The sequence below is a fragment of the Chitinophaga filiformis genome (assembly GCF_021646545.1).
GTDB classification, from domain to species: domain Bacteria; phylum Bacteroidota; class Bacteroidia; order Chitinophagales; family Chitinophagaceae; genus Chitinophaga; species Chitinophaga filiformis_A.
Genome location: NZ_JAKIRP010000009.1, coordinates 258,017 through 272,763 on the forward strand (window position 1 = coordinate 258,017; position 14,747 = coordinate 272,763).

Annotated in this window: 13 protein-coding genes; 7 read left to right on the forward strand and 6 right to left on the reverse strand. The window is 45.2% G+C overall.

The features are described from left to right. Window positions 1–25 precede the first annotated feature (25 nt). Entirely contained in the window at window positions 26–1,345 is a 1,320-nt protein-coding gene (locus L3C95_RS21455; RefSeq protein ID WP_236390690.1) for a sulfatase-like hydrolase/transferase, read from the reverse strand. A 206-nt stretch (window positions 1,346–1,551) separates the two neighbouring features. On the opposite strand from L3C95_RS21455, the gene L3C95_RS21460 reads away from it, so the two are divergent. Together L3C95_RS21460 and L3C95_RS21465 are read left to right on the forward strand one after the other, a co-directional pair. Beyond that, window positions 1,552–2,769, forward strand: coding sequence for a TlpA disulfide reductase family protein (locus L3C95_RS21460; protein WP_236390691.1), 1,218 nt, complete (start codon window positions 1,552–1,554; stop codon window positions 2,767–2,769). Between the two features lie 141 nt (window positions 2,770–2,910). Further along, a complete protein-coding gene (locus L3C95_RS21465) occupies window positions 2,911–3,396 on the forward strand; it encodes a hypothetical protein (RefSeq protein ID WP_236390692.1) in 486 nt (161 codons plus the stop codon). Between the two features lie 70 nt (window positions 3,397–3,466). Here the strand turns inward: L3C95_RS21465 and L3C95_RS21470 are convergent, their stop codons facing one another. Genes L3C95_RS21470 through L3C95_RS21480 form a run of 3 tightly spaced genes read right to left on the reverse strand, consistent with a single transcriptional unit; the run spans window position 3,467 to window position 7,853 of the window. Further along, window positions 3,467–5,941, reverse strand: coding sequence for a hypothetical protein (locus L3C95_RS21470; RefSeq protein WP_236390693.1), 2,475 nt, complete (start codon window positions 5,939–5,941; stop codon window positions 3,467–3,469). A gap of 44 nt (window positions 5,942–5,985) precedes the next feature. Next, window positions 5,986–6,909, reverse strand: a complete 924-nt coding sequence (locus L3C95_RS21475) for an SMP-30/gluconolactonase/LRE family protein (RefSeq protein ID WP_236390694.1) — start codon at window positions 6,907–6,909, stop codon at window positions 5,986–5,988. A 47-nt stretch (window positions 6,910–6,956) separates the two neighbouring features. Beyond that, complete coding sequence (locus L3C95_RS21480; RefSeq protein ID WP_236390695.1) at window positions 6,957–7,853, reverse strand: hypothetical protein; 897 nt, start codon at window positions 7,851–7,853, stop codon at window positions 6,957–6,959. A gap of 296 nt (window positions 7,854–8,149) precedes the next feature. On the opposite strand from L3C95_RS21480, the gene L3C95_RS21485 reads away from it, so the two are divergent. The 3 genes from L3C95_RS21485 to L3C95_RS21495 all read left to right on the forward strand — a co-directional run bounded on the left by L3C95_RS21485 (window position 8,150) and on the right by L3C95_RS21495 (window position 11,800). Beyond that, complete coding sequence (locus L3C95_RS21485; RefSeq protein WP_236390696.1) at window positions 8,150–8,677, forward strand: GNAT family N-acetyltransferase; 528 nt, start codon at window positions 8,150–8,152, stop codon at window positions 8,675–8,677. 210 nt (window positions 8,678–8,887) lie between these two features. Next, window positions 8,888–10,900 carry a serine hydrolase gene (locus tag L3C95_RS21490; RefSeq protein ID WP_236390698.1) on the forward strand — a complete coding sequence of 671 codons (2,013 nt, stop codon included), beginning with the start codon at window positions 8,888–8,890 and terminating at the stop codon, window positions 10,898–10,900. A gap of 54 nt (window positions 10,901–10,954) precedes the next feature. After that, on the forward strand, window positions 10,955–11,800 hold the full coding sequence (locus tag L3C95_RS21495) for a VOC family protein (protein ID WP_236390700.1): 846 nt from the start codon (window positions 10,955–10,957) through the stop codon (window positions 11,798–11,800). 119 nt (window positions 11,801–11,919) lie between these two features. On the opposite strand, the gene L3C95_RS21500 is transcribed toward L3C95_RS21495, so the two are convergent. Next, a complete protein-coding gene (locus L3C95_RS21500; RefSeq protein ID WP_236390702.1) occupies window positions 11,920–13,002 on the reverse strand; it encodes a DUF2652 domain-containing protein in 1,083 nt (360 codons plus the stop codon). A 242-nt stretch (window positions 13,003–13,244) separates the two neighbouring features. Next, complete coding sequence (locus tag L3C95_RS21505) at window positions 13,245–13,691, reverse strand: YqgE/AlgH family protein (protein WP_236390704.1); 447 nt, start codon at window positions 13,689–13,691, stop codon at window positions 13,245–13,247. A gap of 90 nt (window positions 13,692–13,781) precedes the next feature. On the opposite strand from L3C95_RS21505, the gene L3C95_RS21510 reads away from it, so the two are divergent. Both L3C95_RS21510 and L3C95_RS21515 read left to right on the forward strand, forming a co-directional pair. Continuing rightward, a complete protein-coding gene (locus tag L3C95_RS21510) occupies window positions 13,782–13,946 on the forward strand; it encodes a hypothetical protein (RefSeq protein ID WP_236390706.1) in 165 nt (54 codons plus the stop codon). Between the two features lie 357 nt (window positions 13,947–14,303). Continuing rightward, window positions 14,304–14,735 (forward strand): hypothetical protein, encoded by a 432-nt coding sequence (locus L3C95_RS21515; RefSeq protein WP_236390708.1) that lies wholly within the window; start codon window positions 14,304–14,306, stop codon window positions 14,733–14,735. Window positions 14,736–14,747: the final 12 nt, after the last annotated feature.

Sequence of the window (14,747 nt, forward strand, 5' to 3'; positions counted from 1 at the left end):
AATATTGAGAAGGCTTCTTCTCTTGCTAATTTACGGGATATTGGTCTAAAAGTGTGGTGAGTTTTGCTACTATTTCCGGATGTTCACCGGAAAGATTTACTCTTTCGGCGGGATCATAATTAAGATTGAATAATTCAATAACAGGCTGTCCGGACAATTTAGTCCTTCTCAGTTTCCAGGGGCCCTGGCGTACCACCTCCGGAATGTTATTGTGTACATAATAAATTTCCCTGTGCGCATCCGGCGCATTATTCCGGGTAAGGACGGCAGCAATGGATTGACCGTCCAACACCGTATTGGCAGGTAATGGGCAGTGTACCCATTCTGCGAGTGTAGGCAGCACATCCAGGCAGGTCATAGCCGCCCCGCTCGTAGCTCCTTTGAGCGTGTGGTTCTTCCAGTAAACAATAAAAGGCACCCGTACACCACCTTCATAAGTAGTGGCTTTACTTCCTCTGAATACACCTGTATAGCCGGTGTGATAAGACCTGGTGACACTGTCGTCCGCCATGCGACCCGGATAATCATTCCATGGCCCATTATCGCTGGAAAACATAAAAATGGTATTGTCTGCCATGCCTTGTTGCTCCAGCGTTTTCCAGATAGCTGCCAGCCCTGCGTCCAGTTCAGCAATCACCGCTCCCAGCTCTCCTCCGTTTTCCATGCTGCTGTTCTTTCTGCGGGCTGCATAATATACCGGCAGGTGGGGCATATTGTGCGACAGGTACAAAAAGAACGGCTGGTCTTTCTTTTGCTCCTTTATAAATTGTACGGCCTCCCTGGTATATACTCCTGTTAAAGTGCTATCGTGCGGTCTTAACACTGCTGGTGTATAGTTACGATACAGTTTCATGATAGTATCGCTCTTAACATAGGGTGGATGATAATCGTGGCTGTATAGCAATCCGAAATAGGAGTCAAAGCCCTGGTTCATGGGCAGGTTGGCGGGATGGTCGCCGAGGTGCCATTTACCAACCATGGCAGTTCTGTAGCCTGATGCCTTGAGCATTTCTGCAATTGTTATTTCCTTTGCCGGTAATCCTAATGGTGAACCAGGCGCCAGTGGCAACGGAATATTGGGCCGCGTGCAATACCTGCCAGTAAGTAAGGAAGCTCTTGAAGGGGAGCAGGTAGGACTGGTAACAACATAATTGGTGGCCCTTACACCCATCCCCGCCATCCGGTCTAAAAAAGGTGTTTTAATAACAGGGTTGCCATAACAGGAAAGATCAGCATATCCCAGGTCATCCGTTAGTACAAAAATGATATTGGGCCGCTGCTGGGAAAATAGCTTATGGCTGTAAAAGAACATGGCCAGTAGGACCAGGAGACCTGATAAACGCATGTATATTTATTTAATGGTAAAAAAGTAGTTCACTAAGATAATACCTGCGGCCATTTATTACATACCTTTTTGACGCTGTTGCAGATATATTGACCGTATATCAGCCGCAATATACAGGTATCATTATTTCAGGAGGAATATCAGGAAATGAGGCTAACTTGTATATTATTGTATCTTCCCATAACCCACCTATACGTAAATAGAATATGAAAGACAGATTACCCGACATTCAGGACATAGCTCCATCAGTACGTTCCGGCATTGCCATTATACTAAAGCAGTCGCTGGCAGTACTATTATTCATCCCATCAATGCTGATGGCGCAGAATTCCTTTAAAGTAGAAGGGAAGGTGGATGCATTGAAGACCGGCGACAAGATCTTCCTGGTATACCAATTGGACGACAAACAGATAACTGACTCAGCTATTGTCCAGGACGGGCGCTTTGTCTTTACAGGTAAATTAGAATACCCTGTTTACTCGTCTATATTTCTTCATAAGAACCCTTATGTCTACAAACTGGCCAAGGGAGAAACCATGGATTTCTTCCGGTTTTACCTGGAGCCCGCTGCGTTTACAGTCGCGGCGCCTGACTCTCTGAAACATCTTGAGATCAAAGGTTCTGTTACCAACGACCTGAATAAGGAAGTCCTGGCCTTATTAAAACCGAATGACGACGGTTTTACCGCCTTAAATAAAGAATTTAGCGCATTACCCGAAGCACAACAAAAGGATAAACAGGTGTATGCCAGTTTTGAAGCAAGGGAGAAGCTGCTCCTAAAAGAATCCTACCAGATCCGTCTTGACTTCGCAAAGAAACACCTGGATGCATATTTTAGCCTGGTCAACTTATCATATGCAACCGCCGAAGCGGATCTTAATGGGGATATTGAAGCAACTTTCAACCGGCTTTCCCCGGCGTTGAAAAAGACACCACTGGCTAAAGACATACTTGTCCGGCTGGCCGCTGTAAGGAATACCCAGATCGGAAAGATGGCGCCAGATTTTCAGCAAACCGCTCCCGATGGAAAGAAAGTTAAACTCTCTGATTTCAGATCGCAATATGTGTTGCTCGATTTTTGGGCAAGCTGGTGCGGGCCGTGCCGTGAAGAAAATCCTAATGTAGTGGCAGCCTATAAGCAGTATAAAGACAAGGGATTTACTGTATTGGGCGTTTCACTGGATGGCCCCAGTCAACGGGAGGCCTGGCTCAAGGCTATTGAAAAAGACCAGTTAGACTGGACGCAGGTAAGCGATTTGAAAGGATGGAATAACACAGCGGCAAAAATATATAACATCCGTGCAATCCCCGCTAACTTCCTCCTGGACCCTGGCGGCAAGATCATTGCACGCGATCTGCGGGGTAAGGCCTTAGAGGAAAAGCTGGCAGAGATCTTTAAAGGGGCAGTAGCGGTCGGGGAATAAGGTTCCTGTGTTTACATGAGTTTAATAAAGAAGCATTTCCAGGGAAAAGATCCCTATTCCGTTTTATACAATTTTAAAGTTGGACGCCATTCTACCTTTACATCATCAACAACAAAATTGTCTTTATTAAAATCTGAAACCATGAAACGAAATACTCTTTTACGTGTAGCTGTTTTTCATCCAATGTTTAATCTGAAAAGGATTGTCCTGTTAGCAGTATTGGTGCTCTGTTCACAGTTACCATTGTTTGCTGCTCCGGATGAAGCAGTGTTACGCCTTTTCCATCGCTCCTTCCCCGAGGCGGAATACATCAGATGGACGGAAGATGGAGAATACGATGTTGTATGTTTTGTTCAGAATGAAAGTCAGTACAGGATCTGGTATGACAGACAAGGTACACTGATCTATTCGCTACGGTACTGTGGTGAAAACGAGCTGCCTTTAACAGTACTGAGAGGTGTAAAGAAAAAGTACCGCGACATGCATATTGAGGGTGTTACAGAAGTGACCAATAAGGCCGGGGTAATCTATGAGCTGATGCTTTGCGACGATAAGAAATGGTATGCAGTGACCAGCACGGTTTCCGGTAATGTAGCACTGAAATATTCAATGAAGAAACAGTTATAATGTCAAAAAAAAAAGAACGGTGACTACATCAGCAGTTACCGTTCTTTTTCACAGGATAATAATGATCTCATTATTCATCTCCCGGCATAATGATATGACTTCCTTTTTTGATTGTCTCATACTTGTCGCACCAGTTGATCCAGTGGATCAGTTCAGGATGCATAGGAGTTATGCTGTCGTCCCCAAGAAGCATATAGGATGCGCCAGCCTGCATTGTTAACCTGCTTTGCAGCCTTTCAATCCAGTCCTGCCAGAACGCGATATCTCCACGCTCATTATACACATAGTTCCAGAAGGTTTCCTGATACTCGCGATAAGGTTGCAGATTCAGCGGATCTCCATCTCCGGCAATGTCGAGCAGTGCGTCAGCGATCTCCTTCAAAGCGTTTTCCTCTTCCTCATCCACAACGGTGAAGTATTTCGGATAGATACCCATTGGATGCATCAGCTCATTAAAGATAGCAAGGTCATTAACATGCATGCCTGCAATGATGAACGAACCGATTCCCGCGTCGAGACGCAGTATTGCTCCTTCACGTGATGCAAGATCCGCATTCAGTTCAGTCATGAAATCCCGGTCAATGGGTCGGGTCTTATACTGCTCAGGGATCTCATAGGTGATGCCCCAGTTATAATTGGTAACAGTATCCAGTTCTTCTGCTTTTTCCGCCAGGGGCTTTTTTCTGGTGATCTCCTCTGCAAAGCCCCATTGTATCAGTCCGTCCAATAATGCAGCTGCTGGCGCCCACGAAGGATAGTTGGCCAGACCGCGGTGCTCGCTGTCTTCCTGGTACCTGGCAAAGATATACGCAAAGGGATAGGCTGCGGCATAGAGCACTCTTCTGCAGATCGTAGTCGCGGCAGCCTGAAATATTATTTCCTCCTGGTCATTCCGGAACATCCAGACCAGTTTCCACAATTGCTCCTGGTCGATGTTCTGAACATATTTATTATTCCAGCGTACCTTACGTTTTATGATCGTACTGATATGAGAAAAGTGTTCCAGTATATCAGCAGCAGCTGCAGCGGGTGCCGGTATCCAGTCTTCCCCCTCTTTTATCATCGTGACGATGGTATCATCATTGGACAGATACCAGCAATAGTATTTGCCTTTATTAAGGTTGATAGCAATCACCGATGCAGGGCTATCGTCACCATTAGCATCTATGTCTCCGCCCGCCCTGTTCAATGTGATATGCCAGTCGTCCTCACTGAACGCAACTTTAAAATTGTCCGGCCCCAGGAGCGGACCATTGATGATCGCCTGAATGGCATCCCTGGTGATCGCTGCATATCGCACCTGCTGTTTGAGCAGGGGAAGGCCCTCGCGGATTGTGCTATATGGCAGGAAGCCGTCTTCTTCATCGAAAAAGTCCTCTATCAACTTTTCCTTTATAATGTCGTTGTCATCTTCGTCATACAGTTCCAGTACTTTCACTGCAGCATGGTCTGAAAAGTCAAAGTGATAATCGTCTGATATTACCAGAGGGCACCAGACGTAGGATGTACTATAAAGTTCTCCGTGGTTATATATGCCTATCAGCACCTCTTCAACAGCAATGTACCCGGTGATGTAAATGATTTGTCCGCCGACACATACATTTTTCGCCTTCAGATTGCCGAGCACTATCAATGAACAGGCACCATCAGTATTTTCGTTGATGATACTACCTTTTACATGAAGGTCTCCTACGACTACTATGCCCATATAGTCAATATCCAGGTCCAGCTCATCCAGTGCGGTAGTGCCGTTATAGAGCAGGAATTTGTCATCCGGTAATCCCGGATCACGTTTTTCCGCAATAGCAAAAGGGTAATCTTCGTATTTGCACTTCAGATGCTGTATCAGCGGTTTTATCTCCTCCCACGAAACAACTTTTGCTTCGGGATTATTGGCAGCGGATATGTTACCTAGGTTATCGCTGAATACAGGCTTTCCATCCTTCAGCAGATGTAACAGGCGGACATCGCCGGCAAAGAGGTAGTCATCCTTATCAAGTAACTCATCAGCCACGTCAGGCAATAAAATATGCCGCCAGTTAGTATAATCAGCCGCTTTGATGTGCCATCCACGGCAAAAGGTGGCAGCGTTGATCTTTCCTTTAATGGTGGCGCCATGCTCATCGATAATCAGTAGCCTGGCATGCAGGTCACCCTGAATCCCCACATTTCCATGGTTGTAGTAAGCGAGCATCGCATCTGCTACCGTTACATCCCCGTCTACAATGATCTCAGTACATCCTGCTGCCAGGGTTTTACAGGTGAGAGATCCATGTACGATCAGGAAGGCAGAATAGGTGTCGATCTCAAAGTCGATAATGGGGGCGTTAACGGTTAGGTTGCCGTTTACAATAATACCTGCGGTCTTTTCTTCAGTATAGAGGTCGTTCAGATCCACATATTCGTTCAGGATAGTGTCTCCTTCATATATCCTAACGGTGAGGGAGTCAGCATTATCTTCCAGCAGCATGTCGAAATCTGTAGCGAGTGGGGTTACCAATTCCTGGTCTATTGCGTCCCTTAATGATAGTGTGGTGAAGTTCACGGCATAAGTTATTAATCGGGGATGAAGATAATAAGAAAATAGCTTTACTCAACACCTTTCACCTTCATATCGAGGGTATAAATTGCCTCGGAGGCAGTTATAAATAATTTGTTCTTTTTTTTGCCCCCGAAAGCAACATTGGCTGTCCAACCTTCAGGGATCGCAATATGCGCTATCTGTACTCCCCGGCTGTTGAATACCGTAACGCCTCTGCCGGTTAAATACACGTTGCCCTGGTTGTCAGTTGTCATACCGTCGGAGCCCATATTTGCAAAGAGTTTTGCCTCACTTAAAGCCCCATCTTTATTGATCGTATAGCGATAAGTTTTGCCGCCCTGAAGGTCTGATACATACAGGTACCTGCCATCCGCCGTACCGGCAATACCATTGGGACGCTGCAGGGTGTCGACAACGGGCACTACTTTTCTGCTGCCGCGCAACCACACATAAACTTTTTCTCTTTCTATTTCAGGCTTTGTCCTTTCCCACCAGCTACGTTGATAGTACGGATCTGTGAAATAAATATCTCCACGTGGCGATACCCAAAGGTCATTAGGTCCATTCAGTTTTTTACCGTTAAGATCATTGATCAGTACCGTTATCTTCCTGTGAGCATCGATCATCCAAAGCTGGTTCTTTTCATCAGCACACGAATAGAGATTGCCTTTTTTATCGATGTATAACCCGTTTGATCTGCCAGCACTGTCCATGAAAACAGAGAGACGACCATCGGTACTGTATTTCCAGATCTTATTGTTAGGTTGGTCTGTAAAATAGATATTGCCCTGTTTGTCTGCCGCCGGGCCTTCCGTAAACGCGAAAGTCCTGGCAATCAGTTGCGGCGTGGCGCCATCAGCTATTATACCGGTATCGGTTACATGTTGATAGTTTACCGCGAAAGCCAATTCGGTCTTTGCAAAGAGGTAGAGAGCAAGTATAAAGGCGACAGCAGCTCTGACAGATATCATAACGTTGTTTTTTGAGAGCGGGAAAGATAAGAAAATAAATTACAGCTTTACTTTTTTAAAATGCCACTGTTAACCCACTTAATCTCAAATTCACTGCTATAGAAAAAGTATTTGCCATCTGGAGACAGATTAGGGCAGTAATCATAGGTTTTAGTATTGATATTACTACCCATATTCACGGGCTGTTGCCATTGACCGTTTATTTTATGAGTGATATATAGATCTGCTTCTCCCAACCCTCCGGGCCTGCCGGAGGTAAATACGAGAAACGATTCGTCAGGGGCAATAAGAGGATCATGTTCGTCATCAGCTGAGTTGACAACAGCACCCAGATTAACCGGTTTTTCGTATCCAGTGTCAGACTTGTTACTCATGAACAGGTCGAGGTTACCTTCCCTGTAGGAGGCAAAGTAGATGTTACCCGACCGTGCAACAGATACGTAGTATTCCGTACTGTCACTGTTTACAGCTGGCAGGTATCTCGGAGGCGCATAAGAGTTTTCCTGTCCTGACATGCAGTATATATTGTAGTCGTCGGTAGTATCAGTGGGGACTACAGGTCTGTTCGAAATATAATAGAGGGCGCCGTCTGCAGCAAAGAACGGATCTGTGTTGGAGTAAAGCGTGTCAAACAGCTTGCAGATTATTGGCTCCTGCCATTTACCTCCACTATAGCTGCATTCGTAAATTACATATTTGCGGTTTCGTGACCGGGAGAAATAAAATGTTTTCCCGTCCGGAGAGAAGGCTGCATTAAAATCCAAACCGTCTTTTGAAACGAGTCCGGGTAAGAAAACTGCAGGCATGGAATCAGGTATCGGCAATGGATAAGGAATGTGGACTACGTCTTTCGTACTGTTACGGTTTGAAGAGCAGCTGTATATAAAGGGTATCGCAAACAGCAGGCACCAGGCATATACAATAGGGTTAATAACTTTTTGCATGTTAAAATAAGAGGTTTTGATCTGTGGTTAATGGAATATATCTAAAACGAAGGGAAATTAAATATTTACGTCCATAAAGCCGATGTCAGCAAATTTAACACTTTACAGAACCGGCTGCGCTATCTGCGATCCTTAGTGGCCTTATGGCTCTATTTAATGCGCCGGTATTGAGCTTATTCCCCGCATGGCGTAGTCAGATATGTCCGATATTACCGGAGAGGTATTTCGATGCTCTCAATCATAAAGTTATCGTGTAGGTGATTTGCATAATATCCACGGAAATAGTATTTTAAAGTATGCAGCCAACTCAGGAAGTTTTTACAATATCACCCGTTACGGCAGCCGATATTCCCGCCGTAACAAAGCTTATCAACAGCGCTTATAAAGGCGAAGCAGGCAGTAAAAGCTGGACCTCCGAAGGTCACCTGGTAGAAGGGGAGAGGACCACTGAAAATGGTTTACTTGAGCTTATCAGCCGGCCAGGAGTAACGATGTTTAAATGTTGCGACATGCGGTCTGTCATATTAGGCTGCGTACTACTGGAAAAAAGAGCACCTACATTATACCTTGGCATGCTGTCAGTCTTGCCAGGTGTACAGACCGGAGGCATCGGCAGCCGGCTGATACAATATGGTGAAACCTTTGCCAGGGAACAGCAGTGTAACTCCATTACCATCACAGTAATCGACAAGCGGGAAGAACTGATTGCCTGGTACCGGCGCAAAGGGTTTGTACCTACCGGTACCCTGATGCCTTTTTCCAATAAATCCTCAGCAGCCCTATCTTCAATTTCTCTGATGGAAATGAGGAAAGACCTTGTATAAGATATGTTTAACCTGCCCTGCCGCAAATCTCAGGCATATCCCTCCGGGGATGGCCTGACCGGATTCCAGCTACGGCGGAGTAGCATGATAAGTTTCCGCGCCCCGGGGAGATTTTATGACGCATGCAACCTTTTTATAGTTAAGGAGTCCTTAGATAGCAACACTATTTCGTTCAACGGAACCAAGTACTTTACCTTTAAATTGTTGAACATGTTAATTCCATCTCTTAAAACAGTATGCGTCGCTGTATTATGCATGCATTTCTGCCTGCACTCCATGGCCCACAACGGGAGTGTAGCCTTTGCTTATCCCCTGGGTAAGGTCACTATTGACGGCGATCTTTCAGACTGGCCGAAAGATGCAACGAAGTACATGATCGCAATGCATCTCTCAGATACAAAGCCCAAAGACGAGGCTGATTTCTCCGGTTTCTTCCAGCTGGGCTACCGCCTGGAAGACCAATCATTATACCTGGCATTTACGATAAGGGACGACGAGTTCCTGGAAGATACCTCCGAAAATGTAGCGTGGAACACCCAGGATGGCCTGCAGATAAGCCTTGATGCCCTTCACCTGATCTCCGGTTCCGGCGTGGCCTCATTTATGTACAGCAAGAAACTACGTAATACGAACAACGCTTTCTATGATCCCTTTGCCAGCACCGCCTCCTGGAATATTATGGAGGTGGCTATGACCAGGAAGGGGGATATGCGCTTTTACGAGTGGCGGATCCACCTGGGAAATGAGTTGGCGCTTGATAAGTCTTTGGGCTTTGATTTTAATGTATTCGACAAAGACCAGGATGGAAGTTTTTCCTGGTCAGACTGGGGAAGCGGAGGTTCTAAATATATGAATCCAAACAGCCTGGGTGATATCGTCTTTTTACCGAAGGACGGGAAATTGTCTACCGTTTCAGGTAAAGTGAACTGGGATAAACACACCGATGTGAAGTTGCCCGGCCAGGTGCGTCTCAGGTCACTGGAGCACCCGAAACTATGGATAACTGCAGCAATAGATAGCCTCGGTAAATATTCAGTGGTTATTCCTGCAGGGAAATATGAGCTCTCATTTCCCGATCGTTATTTTGAATCTGATGACAAACTATATGATGTCACCTATAAAACACCCCCAACAGTTGTAGCGAAACCCGGACAGAAAATAGTCGCGCCCGATATTGTTCTTCCACTGGCGCCTGTGCCTGATCTGATCCCTGATAAAGGTATACTGTTTGATTTTACTGCTGATAACCCTGGTAAGGTGGACAGCTTTATTGAAGCCTATCGCGAGTATTATAGAATACCCGGCGTTTCACTCGCTTTGATCAGGGATGGAAAAGTAGTTTATCATAAAACATATGGTGTCACCAACACGATAACCGGTCAAAAGGTGAGCGACAGCACATTGTTTGAAGCCGCTTCTATTACCAAACCTGTGTTTGCGCTGGCCGTTGAAAAACTGGCAGAACGTGGTGTTATTAACCTCGACAAGCCCTTGTATGAGTACCTTCCTTATAAAGACATAGAATATGACGATCGCTACAAGTTGATCACAGCAAGGCACGTACTGACACATCGTACCGGTTTTCCGAACTGGCGTGAGGGTAAACTCGTCATCAAGTTCACGCCCGGAACGGCTTTCGGCTATTCTGGAGAAGGTTTTGAATACCTCAAAATGGTGGTGGAAAAGGTCACAGGTAAAAAGGTAGAGCAGGTATTACAGGAAGAGGTGATCCAACCCGTTGGATTATACCATACTTTTTTCTCAAAAAATGATTCTTTGCAGCGGATGGTGGCATATGGTCACTTTGAGGGGAGACCTAATAACAACAACCTGCCGGAAAAGCCGGGCATGGCGTATTCCATGCATACCGAAGCGCAGATCTTCACGAGGTTTATGTTGTACCTCTTAGAACGGAAAGGACTTAAACCGGAAACCTATGATGTCATGATGTCAAAGCAGTCAGATTATGATTTCACCGGATTGAAAAATAAACCCAAAGTGCCTACATATATGGGTATGAGCCTTCAGATAAGGGAAACACCTTTTGGTAAAACGTTTGGCCATGGCGGTAATAACGGGGATTTTAAATGCCGGTTCGAAGTGTATGATGATCTGAAAATGGGCTATGCCATTTTTACGAACTCAAGCACGGCTGATCAATTACTCGAGAACCTGCACCTGTTCCTGGTAGAAGGAAGAGATAAGGATATTGCCAAAGAATGAAGAAATTTCGTTGTCATTGAGCAATTGGTTAAATTCGATAGAAAATGATGCATCATGAAATCTTCATCCAACACCAATATCTTTCCTTGTATATGGTTTGACGGGAAGGCCACAGAGGCATTTGATTTTTATGTTTCGGTTTTCCCCAATTCAAAAATTACAGATCAGAATCCGATCGTTGTCAAAGCCCTGCTGGATGGCACTGAACTGATGGGCCTGAACGGAGGACCTATATACAAGCCGAATCCGGCTATTTCCTTCATGTGGATCTCTAACGACAAGGTCGCTATTGCACAGATATGGGAAAAGCTGACCGAAGAGGGCAACATATTAATGCAATTGGATAGTTACCCATGGAGCGCCAGTTATGGCTGGGCGGTAGACAAGTATGGTGTTAGCTGGCAGCTGTATTATGGACCTGATGACTGGACGTATAACAAACTCGTACCTACGCTGATGTTCTGCCAGGCCCAGCAAGGGCAGTGTGAACAGGCACTCGATTTCTACAGAAAGACTTTCCCTGAATATAAGAATGACGGTATCATGCGCTATTCAGATGGGGAAATGACCGGGCAGATCCAGCATACACAATTTACTATCAATGGTCATTTGCTCATGGCAATGGATAGCGGCGTGCCTCAGCAGTTCACCTTTACAGAAGGAGTTTCACTGGTGTTGGAATGCGACGACCAGCAGACGATAGACTATTACTGGGATGCGTTTACAAAAAGCGGGGAAGAAAGCATGTGTGGTTGGTGTAAAGATCCTTTCGGCGTCAGCTGGCAGGTAGTGCCGAAAAACATAGGCCAGATGCTGTTTAAGTCTTCTAATCCGCAGAAATCGCAGGAAGCGCTGATGCAGATGAGAAAGATAGAAATTGCAGAACTGCAGAATGTATAAAAAATAACTTCGCTTATAAGGGCAAAATAAGCCCTGAATTGATCTGAAATACTCCTTTCCGGCTTATCACAGCCGGAGAGGAGTATTTTGCTTATAACAGGCCGGTAACAGGCCCGATATTAGAATTCAAGCGGCAGCACCATCTCCTTCACGATAGGTTCCAGGTTTTCCAGTGACTGACGCAGGCCGGTTTGTAAATTGTTTTTCTCAAAAAGATTAAACAGCAGCTGCCGTACCGGATTTTTAGGAATGTAGATGTCCATCGTTAGGCGGGAGCGGCCATCAGGTGCTTTTTCAATGATGTAGTAGGTCGAGCTTTTCCGCTTTTCGTCGGTTTCACTAAATAGTATCTTTTCTTCGGGATTATAGGCAAAACTGCTTGTGAACATCATAATTTTCTGTCCGTTGTCCAGTATGTGCTGATGACGGCTTCCTACACCGGGCAGAAAATGTTCAACCTCATTTATTTCTTTTAATCCTACCTGCCATTGATGGCGGAACTCAAAATGTACGACGGTAAAACAGAGGGTTTTAATGTCCACATCGTAATCCCTGGATACGGAGACCACTTTCACCTTGTCTGAAAGTTCCAGTTGAGGATCGGGTTCCGGCGGCAGTTCTTTTCTTAACTGGCTTAGCTGTGTATAGTGGAAGGGAATTTCGCCTGTTTCTGTCTGTTTTGCGCTGGCGTCCCACTTCATCCATGTGGCCAGCCCTGTAGGCGGTGTGTCTTGTAAGAGGTTATCCGTTACCAGCCAGTATTCGTGCTGTGCAATATCATTTTTCAGGAGCTGGTGGGCTACGATCACATCTTTGCCTATCAGCTTACTGAAATTCTTCACATTATATGTGGTGAACTCGCCGTAATGGGTAATGACCTTCAGGGTAAGATCCACAGCAGATATACAGGCCCTGCACTGGCATATTTTGCGGTGGTCGTATGCATTCAGATGCCGGTGAAACTCGCAGAACATTTTTTCCACCTGTTTATATAGTGCTTCCAGCTCCAGTGGTTCTCCGAATTTATAGAACAGAATGGCGTCCCCTTCAATCTCTGATATCTCAAGTCCGGTGTTATTTGCGTTGATCAGGACTTCCAGTAATTGCTGTATGATATGCCGGCTATGATCGATCTCTATTTCGTTCACAAAACGGGTAAAGCCACTTATATCCGGAATAAAAAGTAGCCCTCTATTATCCATGTCTATTTTTTTCTAAAGTTAGTAAAAAAGTCCCGTAGCAGCGCCAATGCAAGGAGGCACACCCGATTGTCAGGTGTGCCTCGTTTTTTATCTTAGTACAAGATGCTTGTTCTATTGAAGTTGTACGCGATACACGATATGCCCGGTGGTATAGTTTGCGGGATCATGCCGAACATAGAGCCTGAGCGGCATCCCGGTCCATTGCAGCACAAATGTTACAGTTGTAATATTTCGGGTCCCGCTTATAAAAGGCCAACTTCAGCTTCCGGCGCAAGCTCCCAGCTGCCCTCCGCTATCTCCGCTTCAAGTTCCTGGTCGTCCCAGCCACAATAGCCTATGAATATCCTGATGTCCTTTTCAGTGATGGTATTGTCGTTAATATACTGCATGGCCGCCTTGAAATCGCCGCCCAGGTGAATACGGTCTGTTACCGGATCGCCTCCCTTTATCAGATCCGGACGCTGATGTATAAAATACAGGTGCTCCTGGTCTACCGGTCCGCCTTCATACAAGGGGAAGGGAGCACAGTCCCTGAACTCTACCAGTTCATTGATCCTCCTGGGAAATAGTCTGTTCACTACGAAGCCCATAGCGCCTTTTTCGTTATGTTCTGTGATGAAAATAACGGTTTGTTCAAAAAAGGTGTCATCGAGGAGTGATGTGCTGCGTAAAAACGTACCTGCCTTCATACCGTTAAAGTTAGCATAATGCCGCCAGAATTAACAAACCATTAGATATTTGGGTTTATTATGACAGATTTATTTAGTAAGTTTGAGTAAATGATCCGGAAGACTTCACATAATAACACCACAGATGCTGTCAGGTACGTGATACCTGATATCAGCAACTGTTTTACCTGGTCATTCCCGGAATTTATCCCCTTTTGTGTAGACCTGTACTACTTCTCCAACTTTAAAGACTTTAACAGGTTTGCCCAGGCCTGATTGCTCCAATAGCCTGGGATAAGTATTTCAATCTTATTACTGTTAGTAATTAACGTGTAAAAGTTATTGCCATGTACCGGAAACAACGTGTTTCAGCTGGCAGAGCTGTCGCGCTATTAACACTATTGTGTGCCATTTCCGTGGAACGGGGAATGATCTCCAGTCCTAAATGGTATTTTATATTATGCATCACCACCCCGGTATTGCTGTTGTATGGCTTTGCCCGAAACAGGTGATCATACTGCGCTGTAAAAAAATATCATGTCATTTGCAGATGTGTTTATCCTGCTTTCAGCAGCTGGGTTGTTATGTTACGGGTTGCTGACAGCTATTCGAAACAGACAAAAACAAAGAAAGATGAAAAGATTACTTGATTATTTCAGCAGGCTGGGATCAAAGTACAACCTCACATTCTCAAGCCAGGAAGTGTTGAGGAACTGTATCATTGGGCTGGATGGGGTACAGAGAAAGTTATTGGTATTGAACGGCATCAATAAAGGAACGCTTACTGACTATGTCATTGATCTGAATAAGGTGACCAACTGTTCAGTGAAAAAGCAATATGGCCGTATCCGGGTCAATGGCCTGAGAACGCGAAAGCTGGAGCAATATCTTGAAAACATGAGCTTACATTTTAAGTTCATGATGGAAACACAACCTGCTGATATTCCCTTTTTCAGACAGACGGAAAACAAAGTCGGTGAGCTCTCTGACCTGGAAGATAAAGCAGAAAAATGGAAGGTGATCCTGTCCAAAATGTTGCCGCTGTCGCTGAAAAAAAGCGCGTGACAGATTCCGCCG